The organism is Capnocytophaga sp. H4358 (assembly GCF_002302515.1).
Taxonomy (GTDB): domain Bacteria; phylum Bacteroidota; class Bacteroidia; order Flavobacteriales; family Flavobacteriaceae; genus Capnocytophaga; species Capnocytophaga canis.
The window spans coordinates 2,137,596-2,155,351 of sequence record NZ_CP022380.1 but is presented as its reverse complement, the minus strand read 5'-3'; the positions used below and the strand labels follow the sequence as shown (position 1 = coordinate 2,155,351).

General features: G+C 34.7%; 12 protein-coding genes and 1 pseudogene. 12 read left to right on the top strand and 1 reads right to left on the bottom strand.

Features of this window, described 5'->3' with window-relative positions; all coding sequences use genetic code 11:
- Positions 1–4 precede the first annotated feature (4 nt).
- The 12 genes and pseudogenes from CGC49_RS09070 to CGC49_RS09015 all read left to right on the top strand — a co-directional run bounded on the left by CGC49_RS09070 (position 5) and on the right by CGC49_RS09015 (position 16,595).
- Positions 5–964: a hypothetical protein gene (locus CGC49_RS09070; RefSeq protein WP_095912437.1), complete on the top strand. Its 960-nt coding sequence runs from the start codon at positions 5–7 to the stop codon at positions 962–964.
- A 155-nt stretch (positions 965–1,119) separates the two neighbouring features.
- Positions 1,120–2,862: a hypothetical protein gene (locus tag CGC49_RS09065; RefSeq protein WP_198540625.1), complete on the top strand. Its 1,743-nt coding sequence runs from the start codon at positions 1,120–1,122 to the stop codon at positions 2,860–2,862.
- 403 nt (positions 2,863–3,265) lie between these two features.
- Positions 3,266–4,202: pseudogene (locus CGC49_RS09060) on the top strand (DUF4372 domain-containing protein).
- Between the two features lie 177 nt (positions 4,203–4,379).
- Positions 4,380–8,714: a translocation/assembly module TamB domain-containing protein gene (locus CGC49_RS09055; RefSeq protein WP_095912435.1), complete on the top strand. Its 4,335-nt coding sequence runs from the start codon at positions 4,380–4,382 to the stop codon at positions 8,712–8,714.
- A gap of 55 nt (positions 8,715–8,769) precedes the next feature.
- Entirely contained in the window at positions 8,770–9,792 is a 1,023-nt protein-coding gene (gene ruvB, locus CGC49_RS09050; RefSeq protein ID WP_042343901.1) for a Holliday junction branch migration DNA helicase RuvB, read from the top strand.
- A 14-nt stretch (positions 9,793–9,806) separates the two neighbouring features.
- On the top strand, positions 9,807–11,771 hold the full coding sequence (locus tag CGC49_RS09045; RefSeq protein ID WP_042343902.1) for a putative porin: 1,965 nt from the start codon (positions 9,807–9,809) through the stop codon (positions 11,769–11,771).
- 112 nt (positions 11,772–11,883) lie between these two features.
- Complete coding sequence (locus tag CGC49_RS09040) at positions 11,884–12,477, top strand: RNA polymerase sigma factor (RefSeq protein WP_042347423.1); 594 nt, start codon at positions 11,884–11,886, stop codon at positions 12,475–12,477.
- A complete protein-coding gene (locus CGC49_RS09035; protein WP_095912434.1) occupies positions 12,437–13,138 on the top strand; it encodes a hypothetical protein in 702 nt (233 codons plus the stop codon). Before CGC49_RS09040 ends, CGC49_RS09035 begins: the two co-directional genes overlap by 41 nt.
- Positions 13,139–13,156: 18 nt before the next feature.
- Complete coding sequence (locus CGC49_RS09030) at positions 13,157–14,290, top strand: hypothetical protein (protein ID WP_095912433.1); 1,134 nt, start codon at positions 13,157–13,159, stop codon at positions 14,288–14,290.
- 147 nt (positions 14,291–14,437) lie between these two features.
- Complete coding sequence (gene rpsU / locus CGC49_RS09025) at positions 14,438–14,632, top strand: 30S ribosomal protein S21 (protein WP_042007653.1); 195 nt, start codon at positions 14,438–14,440, stop codon at positions 14,630–14,632.
- 97 nt (positions 14,633–14,729) lie between these two features.
- A complete protein-coding gene (gene aat / locus CGC49_RS09020; RefSeq protein ID WP_042343905.1) occupies positions 14,730–15,377 on the top strand; it encodes a leucyl/phenylalanyl-tRNA--protein transferase in 648 nt (215 codons plus the stop codon).
- 57 nt (positions 15,378–15,434) lie between these two features.
- Positions 15,435–16,595 (top strand): class I SAM-dependent RNA methyltransferase, encoded by a 1,161-nt coding sequence (locus CGC49_RS09015; protein ID WP_095912432.1) that lies wholly within the window; start codon positions 15,435–15,437, stop codon positions 16,593–16,595.
- A gap of 34 nt (positions 16,596–16,629) precedes the next feature.
- Here the strand turns inward: CGC49_RS09015 and CGC49_RS09010 are convergent, their stop codons facing one another.
- Entirely contained in the window at positions 16,630–17,712 is a 1,083-nt protein-coding gene (locus tag CGC49_RS09010) for a bifunctional 3-deoxy-7-phosphoheptulonate synthase/chorismate mutase type II (RefSeq protein WP_095912431.1), read from the bottom strand.
- Positions 17,713–17,756 lie beyond the last annotated feature (44 nt).

Genomic DNA, 17,756 nt, shown 5'->3' with positions numbered 1-17,756 from the left:
TCATATGAAAAAAATATTTTTGCTATTTGCTCTTTTCGTATTAGTTGCGAATTTTGCAAACTCACAAGATATGCCTGCATACATGTTGAAAAATCCTTGGGTTCAAGGAGGAAAAGAAGGGAAGAACTATGCTGTAATTATTCATACGGATTTATCTAAAAAAGAGTTGATTACTTCAACAATAAATCGTTTAAAGGATTTTGGAATAATAGACTCAAAAAAAGAGATTAAAGTAGATCAAGTTGATGAAAATATTAGCCAATTTTCATTCCCTGTGATTTTTTTGCAAACTATGGCAAAAGATAGAATGATGGGTATGGGACTTGTACGATCACCTCTTGAGATTTATGCCGAATTGCATTTTGAATTCCATAACACAGGGGGATTTTTACTTGCTATTAAGAATTTAAAAAATAAGAGACTTACTCTTTTAAGAATGTACGACTCTTCATCTGATTCTAAAAATGAAGCTTATAATGAATATAGAGCAGAGTACGACACCACGTTGATGAGTAAATCTCTTTTAACTAGTATTTTGGTAACATTGAACGGAAGAAATGTTGATGAAATGAACAAAAGAATGACCGACTATCTTGCCGATGTAGAATCGAAATTCAAAACATACGAAACTTTGGTTAGTCAGGGAGATGCTGCTTGGTTTGATGGACAAGAACTTGTTTCGCATTTTGATGCAATAGATTTTCCTGGTAAAAAGTATAGTTTTCCAATGATAAAAAAAGCAGTTGAAGAAGAACGTTTAATTGATGTTCCTGAAAAAAGATGGGAAGAACATATAAGACCTTTTTTTGATGATATTTTTAAATATTTAGCTTTTAGCCTTAAAGGGAAAATACATGCAGTTGCCGAAGATGGTGAACCAACTTGGGAAATTGTAGAAGGACTATTAGTGCCTACTGACAAGAAGTTACAGAAAAAATATTTGAAAAACAAGCAAGAATATTGAAATAAGCCATGAAATTACGCGTTTTTTCAGTCCTCGTTTCATTATTTTGTGCCGTAAATCTCACGGCACAAAGTTTTGATTCATTAAAAAAGAAAAAGGCTTCTAGTTATAATGTTGAATTAGATAAATTGTTGGAAAAAAATGACGTGGAGGGTATGGCAAAAATACTGTCTGAAAACCCTGCAATGGTTAATGATGCAACAAAATCGGTAGAGAGAAATAGATATCGTTCAAAAATCTACTATGAGAATGTGCCACTAATCAACGATGCTATAGATCGTTTACTAAAAGGTAATCTTTCTGTCCAAATGTGTGAAGTAATCATTAAATCGGGTTGTGATTTAAAAACTCCTACTCCAATCATTGACAAACCTCCCATATACTTACTACTTGATTTTATAGCTACTCATAAAAAAGAGATTTGCACTGATGCTGAAAAAGTGTTAGAAGCCATGGTGAACCGTAGTGATTTTGATATTAACCAACGATATCAAACACTGCTTCCTCCTTTGGCGTATCTTATACGAGAGAATCATGCTTTTTTAGGAAAATTTAGTTCAGAATATATTTCAGATAATGTCATTCGAATTTTTATCGAAAAAGGAGCCTCTGTGCATACTTTTGATGCTGAAGGAAATTCGTTAATGGCTTTTGCCACACAAACTAATAATGATTACGTACAATCGTTTTTGGTGGATAAAGGTATTGATGTAACACAAGCTGTAGAAAACGGAAAAGATGCGGTTTACAAAACCATTGAAAACGGAAAAATTTCATTATTAAAACAGATCCTTGATAAGGGATATGATTTGAATATCAACACATTAAAAAACAACCCTGATACTTTTCGTAAAAACAAAGAAATGTATGATTACATTGTTGATTTATGTGCTAAAAAAGCTGAAAATTATGAAGATATTATTTTATTTCGGGAGAAATTTCCTGAACATAAAGTATTAGTACAAACAAAGTACGAACGTCTGGCTACAACTTGTTCAAAAGATGCTATGAGTTATGAAGATATCATGGTTTGCCTTTCAAAATTCCCTGATATGACAGCTTCATTTAAACCTAAACTAAGTGCTTTTTACAAAAACGACTGCCTCATTTTAGAAAAAATCAAAAATAAAATTTTTGCTCTTACCGAAAAAGGATATGTTTTTATAGAAAAAGATAATTTTGTAGATAGATTTATAACCTCGTATAGTTCTTACGACCCAGACAATAAACGAGCTGTTGCTCAAGAACTCAGCCGAGTGATGGCAGTGTCTGAAATAATAAGTAGACCTATTAGAAAAGAATATCTTTATTACTCCCACGTATATGAGGAAAGACGATCCTTGTTAGGAATTGAATATAACGTAGCAAAAATTAGTGGCGTTAAAAAGCCTCAATTGGATAAAGGCTTACTAAATTCACATATAAACATGATGACTAGCGCAATAAATTTATGTCGCAAACCTTCAATGACTTCTCTGCGTCCTTTCTTTATCAAAGCAGAAGAAATTTTGATTCAAAAGCATGATGATATAGTAAACGCGTACAATAAACAAGTAAAAATATACAACAAAGAGATTAGCTTTTTTGAAGAAAGAAACGCTCAGATTGAGGCAATGGAAAGAGAAAAAGAGCTAAAAGAACAAGAAGAATGTAAAAAATGTGCGATAGACTTTGACCATCCTAAAAATAGATTGCCAAGAGATTATACTGATTTTCTTGGATTTTCAGATCAAAATCCAGGGCGTATTTATATGAAAAACGGAGATTACTATCTTTTTTGGCGCAACAGTAAAGGTAAGTGGCTCATTAAAGGATTTATATTTGATGACACCTTTGAAGACTACAATGATTTATTAGATCATTTTATAAAAAAATGTCAAGAAGAATATTGTAATTAATCAAACAAATAGTAATTCAAAACCTGACACTTTCCCTCTAAGTGTGTAAGTTAAGAAGTTACTTCTAAATCCATATCATTTTATAAAAAACAAACAGAGAACTACCTTAAAACATACAATTTCAACGAATTAAAAAAATAAAGTAGATTGCGAATGGAATGCAATCTTGATAAAATTGGCTTATAATCGTCATTCGTTGTTATAATTGATTTTTCTTTCATAGACAAGTCTTTATTGTTAGACTTTGATTTCCATCTCCTCATGATAACTGTTATCTGAGGAGATGTTTTTATGATGTTACACTTGAGGGTTAAATGTAGTCAATCACAACTATCCGAAACTTTTAAAATAAAAGTTGCCTGAGAATGTCGTATATTTGAAAAATCCCCATTTTTTTTTAATTATGGCACTCTTCAGGCGAAGCAAAAATACAAATAAACCCGTAATCAGACAAATTTTAGATCTCATTCCTACGCATATTTTAAGAGCGGAAATCGCTAAACATCAGTCCGATAAAGGAAAATCTGCCTATAAAACTCGCGATCAATCGGTGGCACTAACTTTCGGACAGCTGAATAAATGCTATACGCTATCCGACATAAGTTGCGGATTATCAGTAAGTAGCACTTTCCTAAGCGATCTCCAACTCAAACAAAGTCCCACAAAATCAACAATGAGTGATGGAAACAAAGTAAGACATTATGGAGTATTTAAAGATTTGTATTCCAGTCTTTTAAAGTACTACAAACACTCTTTAAAAGCCAAACATCAAAGTCATATCATCGATGAAATCCAAAACCACAAAATAAAAATCATTGACAGTACTACCATTAGCCTGTGTTTAAGCCTTTTCAACTGGGCAAAATTTATTCACAAGATTTTATTTGTTTCAAAGGTGTTCATGATACGCTTCGCTTGATTCGGACAGCTAAAGGCGGACTCAAAATTCACACCGTTTGGGACGATCAACTTGGATTGCCTGATGAAAAAGACCACGACATCCTCAAAGATGAAATCATCGTTTTGACTTCAAAAAAGGCTATGAAGCAAAATTTACAGATAAAAATTTTTCTTGGCACAAGTGAAAATGCGGTGAAATCACAGATTTATGTAGCTTTGATTTGCGTCTTCTATTGGAGTTGATTAAGCGATTTCATAGCGATAAAAAGACTGCATTTAGTAATTTTTACGAGAAAATAAGGGTCTGTCTGATGCACTATCTGACGCTGAGTTATGTCTGCAACGAACTGAAACACACCGTAAAAAAAGCAAAAAAACTACCTGAAAACACACTCTTTGACAGAGATAATTCCGCACAAAAAACAAGTCTGCCCTTATAAATAAAGGGTTGACAAGGGTTTTTATGTCGTTTTCAAAAAACTTTCGGACGGCTGTGGTAGCCAATGTAACACCTTCAAAAAAAATTTGTTCAAAGCGAACCATTTACGTATATTTGCAACATTTGTAATTAAAAACTTCAAGTTATCAAAAGATTTCGTAAAATAGCGTTCCGAGTAATGTGGATAACCCTTTTATTTTTTGGGGTTCTATTACTTTTGTTGGCATTGCCAGTAACTCAAACGTTCATAGCCCAAAAGGTTGTTAACAGGCTTAACCAAGATTTTGATGTAGACATACAAATCGAGAAAATTCATCTGAAATACAATGGAGATGTAGCTGTTAAGGGGGTCTTGATTAAAGATTTTCGTGCTGATACACTTATTGCAACCAAACAGCTACAAACGTCGATTTTAAATGTTAGACAATGGATTAAAGGTGATTTGTACTTTGGTGATATTGAAGCAGATGATTTGGTTTTTCATATGAAAACCCACAAGGGAGATACTTTGTCAAATTTAGAGGTATTTGTATCAAAATTTGATTCAGGAGAACCCAGTTCAGGCGATTTTGTAATGAAGGCAAAAACCATACGGTTGAATGGGAGCCATTGCTATATTTCCGATGAAAATCAAGAAAATCCAATACTGTTCCAAGCTGAAAACCTTAATATGAAACTTAAGGATTTCCAGTTGTTAGGAGCTAATGTGTTCTTTGATATGGAACAAGGAAGTTTTATATTTGATAAATCATTGAAAGTTAGCAATCTACAAACTTCTTTTTTCTACACCGATACTTTGGTACAGGCTAAAGATATGATTCTCAAAACCGAAAAAACAACAGTTGAAGGTACATTGAAAATATATCCTCATGAAGGAGGCTTTGGTGATTTTGCTGATAAAGTGGTGTTAGATGTAGAACTTCCTAAAGCGACCATTTCTACTCGTGATTTGAATACTTTTTACGATGGATTTGGAGCAGGTAAATCATTAATAGTTAATGATTTACATTTTAAAGGAACTTTGAATAAATTTGTAATAGATCAAGGAAATATTACGTACCAGAATACGCTCATTGGAGGAAATTTATCCTTTGAAAACCTATTACGAGAAGATAAAAAAATCATTATTCAAGGCAAGGGAGTGAATTTCGAATCTATTTATAATGATTTGGCAACTCTGATGCCTGTGGAATTAGGACAAAATATACCTGTGGAATTGCAGAATTTAGGAATGTTTTCACTTACGGGAGATTTTGTATATGGCACTTCGCATCTGGATGCTAACCTAAGGATGACTTCGCAACGAGGAAATGCAACTTTTGAAGGAAAATTAAGCAACTTGGAGCAAACGGAAAATTTAGCATATGAAGGGCGAATTTCAACACAAGCATTTAACATAGGGGCTTTAATAAAGCAACGTATTTTAGGGAATTTGTCGGCTGATTTGGTAGTTCAAGGTAAAGGAACCGACTTTAAAACCATGGAAATGAATGCGTATGGAAAGATAAATTCTTTACGATTTAATGGATATGACTATAAAAAAATTAATATTGAAGGAAAGTTAACCAAGCAATTGTTCAATGGTTTGGTAGTAGCTAATGACCCTAATTTGAATATGAAATTTGGAGGATTAGCTGATTTCTCATCTATAAAACCTACCTTTGATTTCAAAGCAGACATTCAAAAGGCGGATTTGTACCAGCTCAAGGTATCCGAAAGTGATACGATTTCAAAACTAAAAGGAAGGGTGCATATAGACATACAAGGAATTGAGGTTGATGACATTGTAGGGAAGGTTAGCTTTGAAAATGCAGTATATGAAAATTCGCATAATATTTTTACTTTCAATGATTTTGATATTACTTCTACCATTTATGATACAGGAGAGAAAGAAATCAAAATAAATTCAACTGATATTATTAGCGGAAGTATTCGTGGAAAGTACAAAATGGCGGAGATGAAAAAAATCATCCAAAATGCTTTGGGAAGTGTTTACATGCACTACAATCCATATAAAATTGATGAAAATCAGTATATAGACTTCAACTTTAGTATTTACAATAAAATTGTAGAAGTTTTTGTACCAGAGTTGAAAATTGGAAGAAATACCACTCTCAAAGGAAAAATTGTTCCAGATGATGGAAGTTTTAAAATGCAACTGAAATCGCCTGAAATTAATGCCTTTGATTATCAAGCAGATGGGTTGAAACTTACGGTAGATAACCAAAATACGCTCTATAATGCCTTTTTTGAAGTTGGAAAATTAGATTTAGGAATTTATGACATAAAGGATTTTAACCTCATTAGCCGTGTGGTCAATGATACTTTGTTTTTCCGTTCCGAATTTAACGGAGGTGAGTCAGAAAAAGACAATTATCAGTTAAATTTCTTCTATACCTTAAACGAGAAACAGGAATCGAGTATCGAATTTAAAAAGTCAGAAATCAATTTCAGAGGCAATCAATGGTTTATCAATCGTGAAAATGCTGAAGGAACAAACAAGGTGACTATCGACCGTAAAGCGGATACCATTAAGATCCATAACTTTAGAATCGCTCACCGTAACCAGCATGTTAATCTTAGTGGTGTGTTAACTGATGAATATAAACAACTACACACAGTGGCAAACAATGTGTCGCTTGATAAGGTGTTACCCGAACTTAAAGGATTAAATCTGCAAGGAACTCTCAACGGTCACTTGTCGCTGGTACAAAAAGGAAAATTGTATTATCCATCATCGGATGTGTTTATCCGAAATTTTCGTTTGAACGGTTATGACTATGGAGATTTAGAAGCTAGTATTTTCGGAAATGCGGATCTTTCTGCTTTCAAACTCAATGCTCATTTTGTAAATGGAAAAACACAAGGTTTCCAAATGAATGGAGATATTAAGCTTGATTCTAACAAAGGTACTTTTGTAGATGTTGATGCCCATTTTAGACAGTTCAATTTAGCTCCTTTCAATCCGTTTTTGGAGGGTATTTTCTATGATCTACGAGGAAGTTTGGTGGGAGATATAAAAATTGAAGGAAGTATTGAAAATCCTACGATGAACGGAGAACTTGCTATTGAGAAGGGAGGAGTTGGAATTACATATCTGAATTTGAATGCTGATATCAACGATAAAGCAAAAATTTTTATTAGAAATCAAACTTTCGAAATTGATGATTGGACACTTACCGATACAGCACATAAAACCCAAGCGTTACTCAATGGTAGCATACGTCATAATAAGTTGTCGGACTGGTTTTTTGATTTGAACATCAAAACATTAGGTGATAAATTCTTAGTTTTAAACACAGGCTACACCGATGATGCTCTTTTCTACGGAACAGGATTCATTAACGGAAATGCATCCATTCGTGGAGCGTTAGATGAGTTAGTGATTTCGGTCAAAGCGGTTACCCAAGAGGGGACACAGTTTAAAATTCCATTGAGTGATATGGAAAGTGTAGGGGACGATTCTTTCATTACTTTTATTGAAAAAGAAAATCCGAAGGTGAAAAAAGAACGTGTTTTGGAGTCAGTTAAAGGGCTTGAACTACGTTTTGAAATGGACGTGTTACCATCAACTGAGGTTGAAATTATTTTAGATAAAAAAACGGGAAGTAACTTAGTGGGAACAGGTGCCGGAACCTTACTTATTGAAATCAATACTAATGGTAAGTTCAACATGTGGGGTGACTTTATTACCTATTCAGGATATTACAATTTTAAATTTGAAAATCTGATTGATAAACGATTTACCGTGCTTCCTGGAGGTTCAATTTCATGGAGTGGTGATCCGCTAAAAGCCGTGTTGCGAAATTTGAAAGCTGCCTATACTTTGAATGCCAATCCAGGAGTGTTGTTGGAATCTTCGCAATACAATCGAAAGATAGCTACTCAGGTCATTATCAGTCTCGAAGGAGAGTTGATGCAACCAGAACCCGTTTTTGACATTGCTTTCCCTGATAGTGGGCAAGGTTTGGTATCGGAACTTAATTATCGTTTGGAAGATAAGGACAGAAAACAACTACAAGCCTTTTCACTTTTAGCTCAAGGTTCCTTTATGAGTGAGCGGAATACGGATAATCGTTTGGTAGCCTATAACTTATTTGAAACAGCAGCGGGGCTTTTCAATCAGTTGCTGTCGGATGAGGACAATAAGCTAAATTTAGGTGTTTCTTACGAAGCAGGAATGGTTGATAGTTCTTCTGACATAACCAATGACGACCGATTAGGATTTACGATTTCTACACAAATTACTGATAGAGTTCTCTTTAACGGGAAAGTAGGTATTCCTGTTGGAGGGGTGAAACGCACTGCCGTAGCAGGAAATGGAGAAGTAATATTCCAACTGAACCCCCAAGGAAATTTGACAGCTAAGGTGTTTGTACGAGAAAATGAATGGCAAGAGTACTTGGTGGACAGAATTGGGTATGTTTACGGAACAGGTATTACCTATAATGTTGATTTTAATACGTTTAAAGAGTTGATAAATAAGGTTCTCGGAAGAAAAGAAGAGGAATAGAGCAAATAAGAAAAAAAAATCGTTTTATAGCTACAAAAACACAATAGTTCAAAAAATGAATAAAAATTTGAATCCAAATAAAGAAAACTATTCGGCTCAAGAGTTGGATATTGAACGAGCTTTACGTCCGTTGTCGTTTGACGATTTTGCGGGACAAGAAGCTATTTTGGAGAATCTTACTGTATTTGTAAAAGCAGCTAATATGCGAGGAGAGGCTCTTGATCATACTCTTTTTCACGGTCCTCCTGGCTTGGGAAAAACCACTTTGGCTCATATTTTAGCTAATGAGTTGGGTGTGGGCATCAAAATTACTTCAGGGCCTGTACTCGACAAACCAGGTGATTTGGCAGGACTTCTAACAAATTTACAAGAACGTGATGTGTTGTTCATTGACGAAATTCACCGATTGAGTCCCATAGTTGAGGAATACCTCTATTCCGCTATGGAGGATTACAAAATTGATATAATGATAGAATCAGGGCCTAATGCTCGAACAGTACAAATTAATTTGAACCCTTTTACTTTGGTAGGAGCAACCACACGTTCGGGATTACTTACCGCTCCGATGCGAGCTCGTTTTGGTATTCAAAGCCGATTGCAGTACTACACTACCGAACTACTTGCTGACATCGTCCAACGAAGTGCTTCGATTTTGAAAGTGCCCATTTCAACGGAAGCTGCTATTGAATTAGCAAGTCGAAGTAGAGGAACTCCACGTATTGCCAATGCGTTGCTGCGTCGAATCCGAGATTTTGCCCAAATCAAAGGTAACGGAAAAATTGATATGGAAATCACCCGCTTTGGATTAAAAGCTCTTAATGTTGATGCTCATGGTTTGGACGAAATGGATAATAAAATACTTGCTACTCTAATAGATAAGTTCAAAGGAGGGCCTGTAGGTATAACTACCTTAGCTACAGCTGTTTCGGAAAGTCCTGAAACTATCGAAGAGGTTTATGAACCATTCCTCATTCAAGAGGGATTCATCGTGAGAACACCTCGTGGTAGAGAGGTTACCGATTTGGCATATAAACATTTAGGTAAGGTAAATCCGAATGTACAAGGAAAATTATTTTAAATTATGAGAAAAATATGAAACTAACATACGTATATGTCTTTTTGGTTTTCTTGCTATCTTTTGAACTTATGGCTCAGGAAGATAAAACAAAAAACGAAGGAATTACCTTTAAATCAATGCGTTCTACCAAAAAGAAAGACAGTATTACTTTCACAGCAAACGACTATAAAATAATCAGCTATATGCGTGATACTATAGCCGTCGATACTACTTTATCCATAAAGAAATACTATAAAAGTAATGTTTGGCAGAAAGATATATTTGGAAAAATGCCTTTCTCAAATATGGCACAACCATATAATACAATGGTTTACGACCATATTCAGCAGGACTATCTTGCTTCTATGGGTGCTGAAGCTAAAAAACAACTTTATCTTACTACTGAAGATATAAAATATTATCTATTACCCACCCCTTTGACCGAACTTTCTTACCGTTCAGGAATGGAACAAGGACAGATGGCAAACGCTTTATTTTCAGTAAATTTAAAACCAAATATTAATGTTTTTATTGGATACAGAGGACTGCGTTCTTTGGGAAAATATCAGCAGATTTTGGTTAGCAATGGAAATCTCAGAATAGGAGGTTCCTACATATCTCCGAATAAGAAATATACTCTCTTTGCCCATTATGCAGGACATGATATTGAAAGTCAAGAAAATGGAGGGATTACTTCCTTGGAGCAGTTCGAATCTGCCGACAAGCAATTCAGGAATAGAGCTGTAATGGATGTGAATCTGTCGGAAGCTACCAATCTACGTGAAAGTAAACGTTATTTTTTTCAACAGGATTACGCTTTTTTACGCAATCGGGATTCGTTAGCTTCCTACAAGCAGATTCGTTTGCGTCATCGGTTTTTGTACGAAACCGAATACTACAAGTTTAACCAAGCCTCAGCAAGTGAGTTTTTTGGAGAATCTTATGTGTCTGCTAATATCAACGACCGAATGCAGTTACAAAAGATGATTAATACCGTGGGTGCTGAACTTGAGTTGCCTTATCTGGGAAAAACATTCGTGTACGGGAATGCTTATTTCTATAATTATTTTTTCCGTAATGCTTTTTACAAATCGGGAGTACTGCAACGCTATCAAATTAAGGATACTGATCTAAGTTTAGCCATGCAATGGAATAAAAAAGTAGCTGGATTTGTAATTGATGCTGAAGGGGAACAGACATTTGTGGGTAAAATGACGGGAACCAAATTGCACGGAAAACTATCCTATAATTTTGATAAAAAAAATGGAATCACAGCTGGAATAAGCCTCCATTCGACAATGCCTAATTTCAATTTTTTATTGTACCAAAGTGATTATAAGAACTACAATTGGGATAATTACGGTTCTTTTGGTAAAGAAAATAGGCAAAGTTTGTACGGAGATTTAAAAACTCAATGGGGAAATGCTTCCGTAAGTATTTCAAACATAAACAATTACACTTTCTTTCAACTCCAACCTGCTCAGAGAGATGAACGGGAGCAATCGGTTCCTGTACAATATTCGGGGAATATACAATATCTGAAAGTCAAATTAGAAAAAGAATTCGCTTTTAGAAAATTCCGATTGGACAATACAGTTCTTTACCAGAATGTAGTTCAGAATGACTTAGTATTGAACGTTCCTAACTTTGTTACACGCAATGCCTTCTACTACGCTTCGGATTTATTTAATAAAGCGATGTACTTAGAAACAGGTTTGGGATTAAATTACTTCACGAAATATTATTCCAATCGTTACAACCCTCTTTTAGCAGAATTTGAAGTGCAAACCACTGAAAAAACGGGAGGTTTTCCAATGGTCGATTTCTTTTTGAATGCAAAAGTGCGAACCATGCGGATATACTTTATGATAGAACATTTCAATCCCTTTTTGATGGACAGAGTTTTTAAAAACCCACAGTATAATTACTATTCAGCACCACAGCAACCCTATCGTGATGTTATTTTACGTTTGGGAATTTCGTGGAATTTATTTTCGTAAATTACCTTTGGCATCATCTTTTGACAACAGAAATTTTTTTAAAAAAAATACACTCCTTTCCAACCTCTGGAAAGGAGATTTCGTTTATATGGATAGAAAAGCAAATGAACTTATGGCGAAAACCATCAATATAGCATTCGAACAGCGACATGTCATCGAACGTGCTAAGCAAAATGACCGTTTGGCTCAAAAACAACTCTATGACGCTTATGCTCCTACTTTATTGAGCATTTGCCGACTATACATCAAAGATGAACATTTTGCTGAAGATATTTTAGTAAAAGCCTTTTTTAAAATACTTACTCATTTACATGCCTACGAAGAAAAACAACACTTTTTTGCATGGATGCGAAAAATTATTGTAAATGAATGTATTGATTTTCAAAGGAGTAAAATTCAAAAAGTAACGTATTCCGAATGGGATGATTCTTTAGATTCTTTAGATGAATTAAGTAGCAACCATCAATTTGAAGAGGAATATATTCAATCATTTATTGATGAATTGCCTGTCGGATGTCGTCTTGTTTTCAACTTGTATGTATTTGAAGATTATGATCATAAACATATTTCCAACGAGTTAGGCATTTCTGTTGGAACATCAAAATCGCAATTGGCATATGCTAAAAAGTTATTGAAAGAAAAATTAAACAAAAAAACAATTCACAATGGAAAATCATCTGAAAAAAAATATAAAAGAAACTTTTAAGAACCGAACTATCACTCCCAAACGCGATTTGTGGAGTGAATTAGAACAACAGCTTGATCAACAACAGGCATCTACTATGCGAAAAACAAGATACTATGCCCTGGCGGGTTGTTTAACGATACTAATTGCTGTAGGATTATGGTTTATGAAACCATTTTCTGAAAATCAAATTATTGAAAATCAAATTGTTAAATCAGGGGTGAAGTTAGAGAATGAGATAAAAAATCAGCCAGAAAACCTGAAAGAAACATTTGATGTAATATCTCAAAAAGCTATTGTTATTCAAGATAGTAATTCCTCCAAAAAGACTAATTCTTCTATTAAAAATCAAAGAGATAAGGAATTAGATGCTTATATAGACGAGGTGTTGAGTGATGTGTCAGCAGATAAGATGATCGCACTGCTCAATCAAGATGTATCCTTTGAGAGTAAAGTAGATAGTATCTATCAGGCGATGAACTTTCAAAATATTTCTGCCGAAGAATTGCTGTTAATTGCCTCAACAGAAATAAATATAGACCAATACGTTGAATCAAAAATCAATGTCGACACAATGTTACAAGAGTCTGATAAAGAGACTTTTAAAGACCGTATAAAACAATTTTTCGACAAAGTTTCTACCGAATATGACAAATTGAAATACGCACTTTCTAATGATTAATCTAAAAAATATATACCAATGAAAAACACAATTTTAGTAACAATTACTCTTTTATGTTTAGGGAGTTTAAAAGCTCAAAAAAAAGAAAATCAAGCTATTGAACAAGCAAAACAAGCCATAGACTCTGTTATTACGGCTGAGAAAAAACTGTTAAAACAAAAACTTGTTTTGATTGATGATATGGTGGACAAGAAAGAAGTGTCCAAAGATGAAGGCGAACGATTGCGAAGACAAATCGCCGAAGAAAGCCGTAGGAACATACAAACTAAAACAGCCTTAGAAAGGGAGAAACTCATTACTATTTTAAGATCTAAAACCATCGCAACGGATTCAATTGTAAACAGTGAAGCCTATATGAAAGCCCTTGCTAAATTAGATTCATTGATAGAAAAACCAGTGGAAGAAACCCAAAAAAAGGATACTCACGAAAAAATTGTGATAAACGATGAAATTTACTACATTAAAGCCACAGGAGAAAGAGCAGAGAAAAGTCAAATTGTAAGAATATACAACCGTTACCGTACGTCCAAAGGAGGATTTAACTTTGCTTTGGGATTCCACACGCTAAATGGTAGTGAAAACTTTGGAGGGGATAAATTCAGAGTCTGGGGGTCAAAATCGGTTGAGATTGGTTATTCTCGAAATGTTAGGGTGTTTAAAAACAGTAATTTACTTCATCTAAATTATGGTGTATCATGGGTGATGAACAAATTAAAAATGAAGAACAACGATTACTTTGTAGCCAATAGTGATGGTACAACCACCATCGAACCATTCCGAACTTCACTAAATAAATCAAAATTTAAAAACTTTTATTTGACTCTACCTGTAAATTTGGAAATTGACTTAACGCCAAGCTATGAGAAAAATGGGAAAACGTATTATCCCTATAAAAGAAACTTTCGTGCAGGAATAGGGGCATACGTAGGTGTACTTTTAAATTCCAAACAAGTGTTGTGCTACCAAGAAAATGGAGGAGTTCGTGATGTAAACAAAGGGAATTTCCATGTAAATGACTGGATATATGGAATTTCTGCTCACTTCGGTTACAGATCTTCGGTATTCTATGCCAAATATAATTTAGTTCCACTATTCCGAAACAATTCAGTGAAAGAATATCCATTATCCTTAGGCATACGTTTTGGCGGATAAAATTGTGCATATCATGTAATTTTCTCATCGAAGGAAGCGTTTTAATTCTTTTATATGTTTTCTTACAATAAAAAAATACATTTAATTTGCGAGATTCGAAAATAAGTTGCATATTTGCAACCCTAAATGAGAGGAGGTGTATAGACTATGTTAATAATACCAATTAAAGACGGAGAAAGCATTGATAAAGCTTTAAAACGCTATAAAAGAAAATTTGACAGAACAGGAGTTGTGCGTCAACTTCGTGAAAGACAACATTTTACAAAACCTTCTGTAAAAAGAAGAAGTCAATTGCAACGCGCTCAGTACATCCAACATTTGAAAGATCAAGAGGAAGTATAATGAAAAAAAAGCGTATGCTATTGTAAAATATAAAAGCAATATAATCAATTGGTTATATTGCTTTTTTGTATTTCTCTATCCAATTTGAAATTAATCAATGGAACTCACTTTTTTATACGAAAACACCCCTTTCCCATCAGTTGAAAAAGCGGTAGAAGGCATAGTAGCCTTTGGAGGAAATCTGACCTGTAAACGACTACTCGAAGCCTATCGCAAAGGAATTTTCCCTTGGTATAGTGACGAAGAACCCATTCTATGGTGGTCACCCGATCCACGATTTGTACTTTTCCCAAAAGAGTTACATGTTTCTAAAAACATGAGAAAGTTACTAAAAAAGAAACCTTACAAAGTGACTTACAATCAACATTTTAAAGAAATCATCACTCAATGTGCCAGTATTTCACGTAAAGGTCAAGATAGCACATGGATTCATCCTGAAATAATTGAAGCCTACATCGAACTCCATCATCAAGGGTTTGCCTATTCGGTTGAAGTTTGGGAAAATGAGGAACTTGTTGGGGGACTTTATGGCATTAAATTGAACGGGATTTTTTGTGGAGAAAGTATGTTTAGCAAACGAAACAATGCTTCTCAGTATGGCTTCATTGTCTTCTTGCAAGAACATCCCGAAATTGAATTAGTCGATTGTCAAATTCACAGTGAATACTTGGAAAAAATGGGAGCTAAAGAAATTCCACGTGCTACTTTTTTAGACATTTTGTCCAAACTAATAGAACAACCATAATTTATAATTCATAATTAGACATATTATTCCTATATTTGCCATCTGTTTTTTGTTACTATGGAAAAAAATTATAGAATGTTAGCCAAAACTTTTTTTGGTTTTGAAGATATTTTAGCTGATGAGCTTCGGAATTTAGGAGCTACAAACGTTGAAAAAGGAGTTCGTGTAGTATCTTTTGAAGGAGATAAAGGATTTATGTACAAAGCTAATTTGTGTTTGAGAACTGCCTTAAAAGTCTTGAAGCCAATTACTAAATTTTTTATCCGAACAGACAAAGACTACTATCAGAAACTGTATGATTTTCAATGGGACAGATATTTCTCTGTTAATCAAACGTTTGCTATTTCTGTTACCTTACAAACGGACATGTTCAACCATTCTCAATATGTTGGTCTACGAGCTAAAGATGCCATAGTAGATAGATTTCGTGAAAAAATAGGGAGACGCCCAAATGTAGATACATTACACCCTGATTTACAACTACATATACATATTCAAAAAAATGAAGTTACCGTTTCATTGGACAGTTCAGGGGCTTCGTTACACCATCGAGGTTATCGCTCGGCGACCAATATAGCTCCCATCAACGAGGTACTTGCCGCTGGAATTTTATTGTTGAGTGGTTGGCAAGGTCAATCTGATTTTCTGGATCCGATGTGCGGCAGTGGTACATTTTTAATTGAAGCAGCTATGATCGCCTGCAATATCCCTCCTAATATCCATCGTCGTGAATTCGCGTTTGAGAAATGGAACGACTATGATGCTGATTTGTTTGAAAAGATTTTCGACAGTAGCCTAAAAAAAACGAGAGAGTTCAATTACCAATTAGTTGGCTATGACAAAGCTCCATCGGCAGTGGCGAAAGCTAAGGAAAATCTAAAAAATGCGAATCTGTCGGATTATATCGAAATTCGTCAGAAAAATTTCTTTGAAACTGAAAAAGAAGATAAAAAGAGACCTTTATTTATAGCATTCAATCCTCCGTACAATGAACGGTTACATATTGATGTACAAAAATTTTACGAATCAATTGGGAACACGCTTAAAAACAAATATCCAAACACCGACGCTTGGTTCATCACTTCAAATTTAGAAGCATTAAAATTCGTAGGATTACGTCCATCCCGAAAAATAAAGCTTTTTAATGGGAAGTTAGAAAGCAAACTTCTCAATTACAAGATGTATGAAGGAAGTAAAAAGGCGAAATTCGACCTGTAGAGACACAGCTTTTGCGTCTCTACAGTTGATTTGTCTAACTATTAACTATTTTCTCTTGTCGATTGATTGACTCTTGATGGATGGCTTTGTATATTTTTGAGATAAATTCTTCACTCAATCCTCGTTGCTGTCCTTCGACAATCATCTTTCCTAAAATGGTGTACCAACGAGAGTTTTGAAGTACCGCTACGTTTTTTTCACGTTTTAACTTCCCAATACTGTCGGAAAAGGTCATACGTTTCTTGAGAAGGTCAAGCAGTTGATCGTCAATAACATCAATGTTTGAACGCAATTCAGTCAGAGTATTTTGGTAATCTTCTTCCGAAGCTGTTTTGTTACGCACCTGCAATTGTTTGATGATTTCCGTTAGTTTTTTTGGGGTAACTTGCTGAGCCGCATCACTCCATGCTTGATCTGGAGAAATGTGTGTTTCAATCATCAACCCATCAAAGTTGAGATCTAAAGCAGTTTGCGATACATCAAAAATCATCTCACGATTCCCCGTAATATGCGAAGGGTCACAAAGTAACGGAAGATCAGGAAATTTGTTCTGCAATTCAATTGCTATTTGCCATTCTGGGATATTTCTGTATTTTGTTTTTTCGTACGTAGAAAACCCTCGATGGATAACACCTAAGTTCTTAACACCTGCGCGTTGCAAACGCTCTAAAGCTCCAATCCATAATGGTAAATCTGGATTCACTGGATTCTTAACTAAAATAATTTTATCTGTATTCCTTAACTCATCAGCAATTTCTTGAATAATAAAAGGACTTACGGTGGAACGAGCTCCTATCCAAAGCATATCAATGTCATGCTCTAAGGCAAGTTTTACATGGTCTTTGTTGGCTACTTCAGTAGCTACTTTCATACCCGTTTCTTGCTTTACTCTTTGCAACCACTTCAAACCTAAAGCCCCAACTCCTTCAAACATGCCAGGACGTGTACGAGGTTTCCAAATACCTGCTCTAAAGAAAGATACTTTAGTGTTTTTCAATTCCCAAGCGATGCTTAGCACTTGCTCTTCAGTTTCAGCACTACAAGGTCCAGCAATCACCAACGGATGTGGTAACTGCAAATCATCCAACCATTTTCTGTTTTCTTCGGTTATGTTCATGTCAAGTTTTTTGTGTATAATTTCTATAAAATAAAGTAATCGCC

Excerpts from the sequence above, each read along its gene's own strand:
- CGC49_RS09070 (WP_095912437.1), top strand. The coding sequence starts at position 5 with ATGAAAAAAATATTTTTGCTATTTGCTCTTTTCGTATTAGTTGCGAAT.
- CGC49_RS09065 (WP_198540625.1), top strand. The coding sequence starts at position 1,120 with ATGGCAAAAATACTGTCTGAAAACCCTGCAATGGTTAATGATGCAACA.
- CGC49_RS09055 (WP_095912435.1), top strand. The coding sequence starts at position 4,380 with ATGTGGATAACCCTTTTATTTTTTGGGGTTCTATTACTTTTGTTGGCA.
- ruvB (WP_042343901.1), top strand. The coding sequence starts at position 8,770 with ATGAATAAAAATTTGAATCCAAATAAAGAAAACTATTCGGCTCAAGAG.
- CGC49_RS09045 (WP_042343902.1), top strand. The coding sequence starts at position 9,807 with ATGAAACTAACATACGTATATGTCTTTTTGGTTTTCTTGCTATCTTTT.
- CGC49_RS09040 (WP_042347423.1), top strand. The coding sequence starts at position 11,884 with ATGGCGAAAACCATCAATATAGCATTCGAACAGCGACATGTCATCGAA.
- CGC49_RS09035 (WP_095912434.1), top strand. The coding sequence starts at position 12,437 with ATGGAAAATCATCTGAAAAAAAATATAAAAGAAACTTTTAAGAACCGA.
- CGC49_RS09030 (WP_095912433.1), top strand. The coding sequence starts at position 13,157 with ATGAAAAACACAATTTTAGTAACAATTACTCTTTTATGTTTAGGGAGT.
- rpsU (WP_042007653.1), top strand. The coding sequence starts at position 14,438 with ATGTTAATAATACCAATTAAAGACGGAGAAAGCATTGATAAAGCTTTA.
- aat (WP_042343905.1), top strand. The coding sequence starts at position 14,730 with ATGGAACTCACTTTTTTATACGAAAACACCCCTTTCCCATCAGTTGAA.
- CGC49_RS09015 (WP_095912432.1), top strand. The coding sequence starts at position 15,435 with ATGGAAAAAAATTATAGAATGTTAGCCAAAACTTTTTTTGGTTTTGAA.
- CGC49_RS09010 (WP_095912431.1), bottom strand. The coding sequence starts at position 17,712 with ATGAACATAACCGAAGAAAACAGAAAATGGTTGGATGATTTGCAGTTA.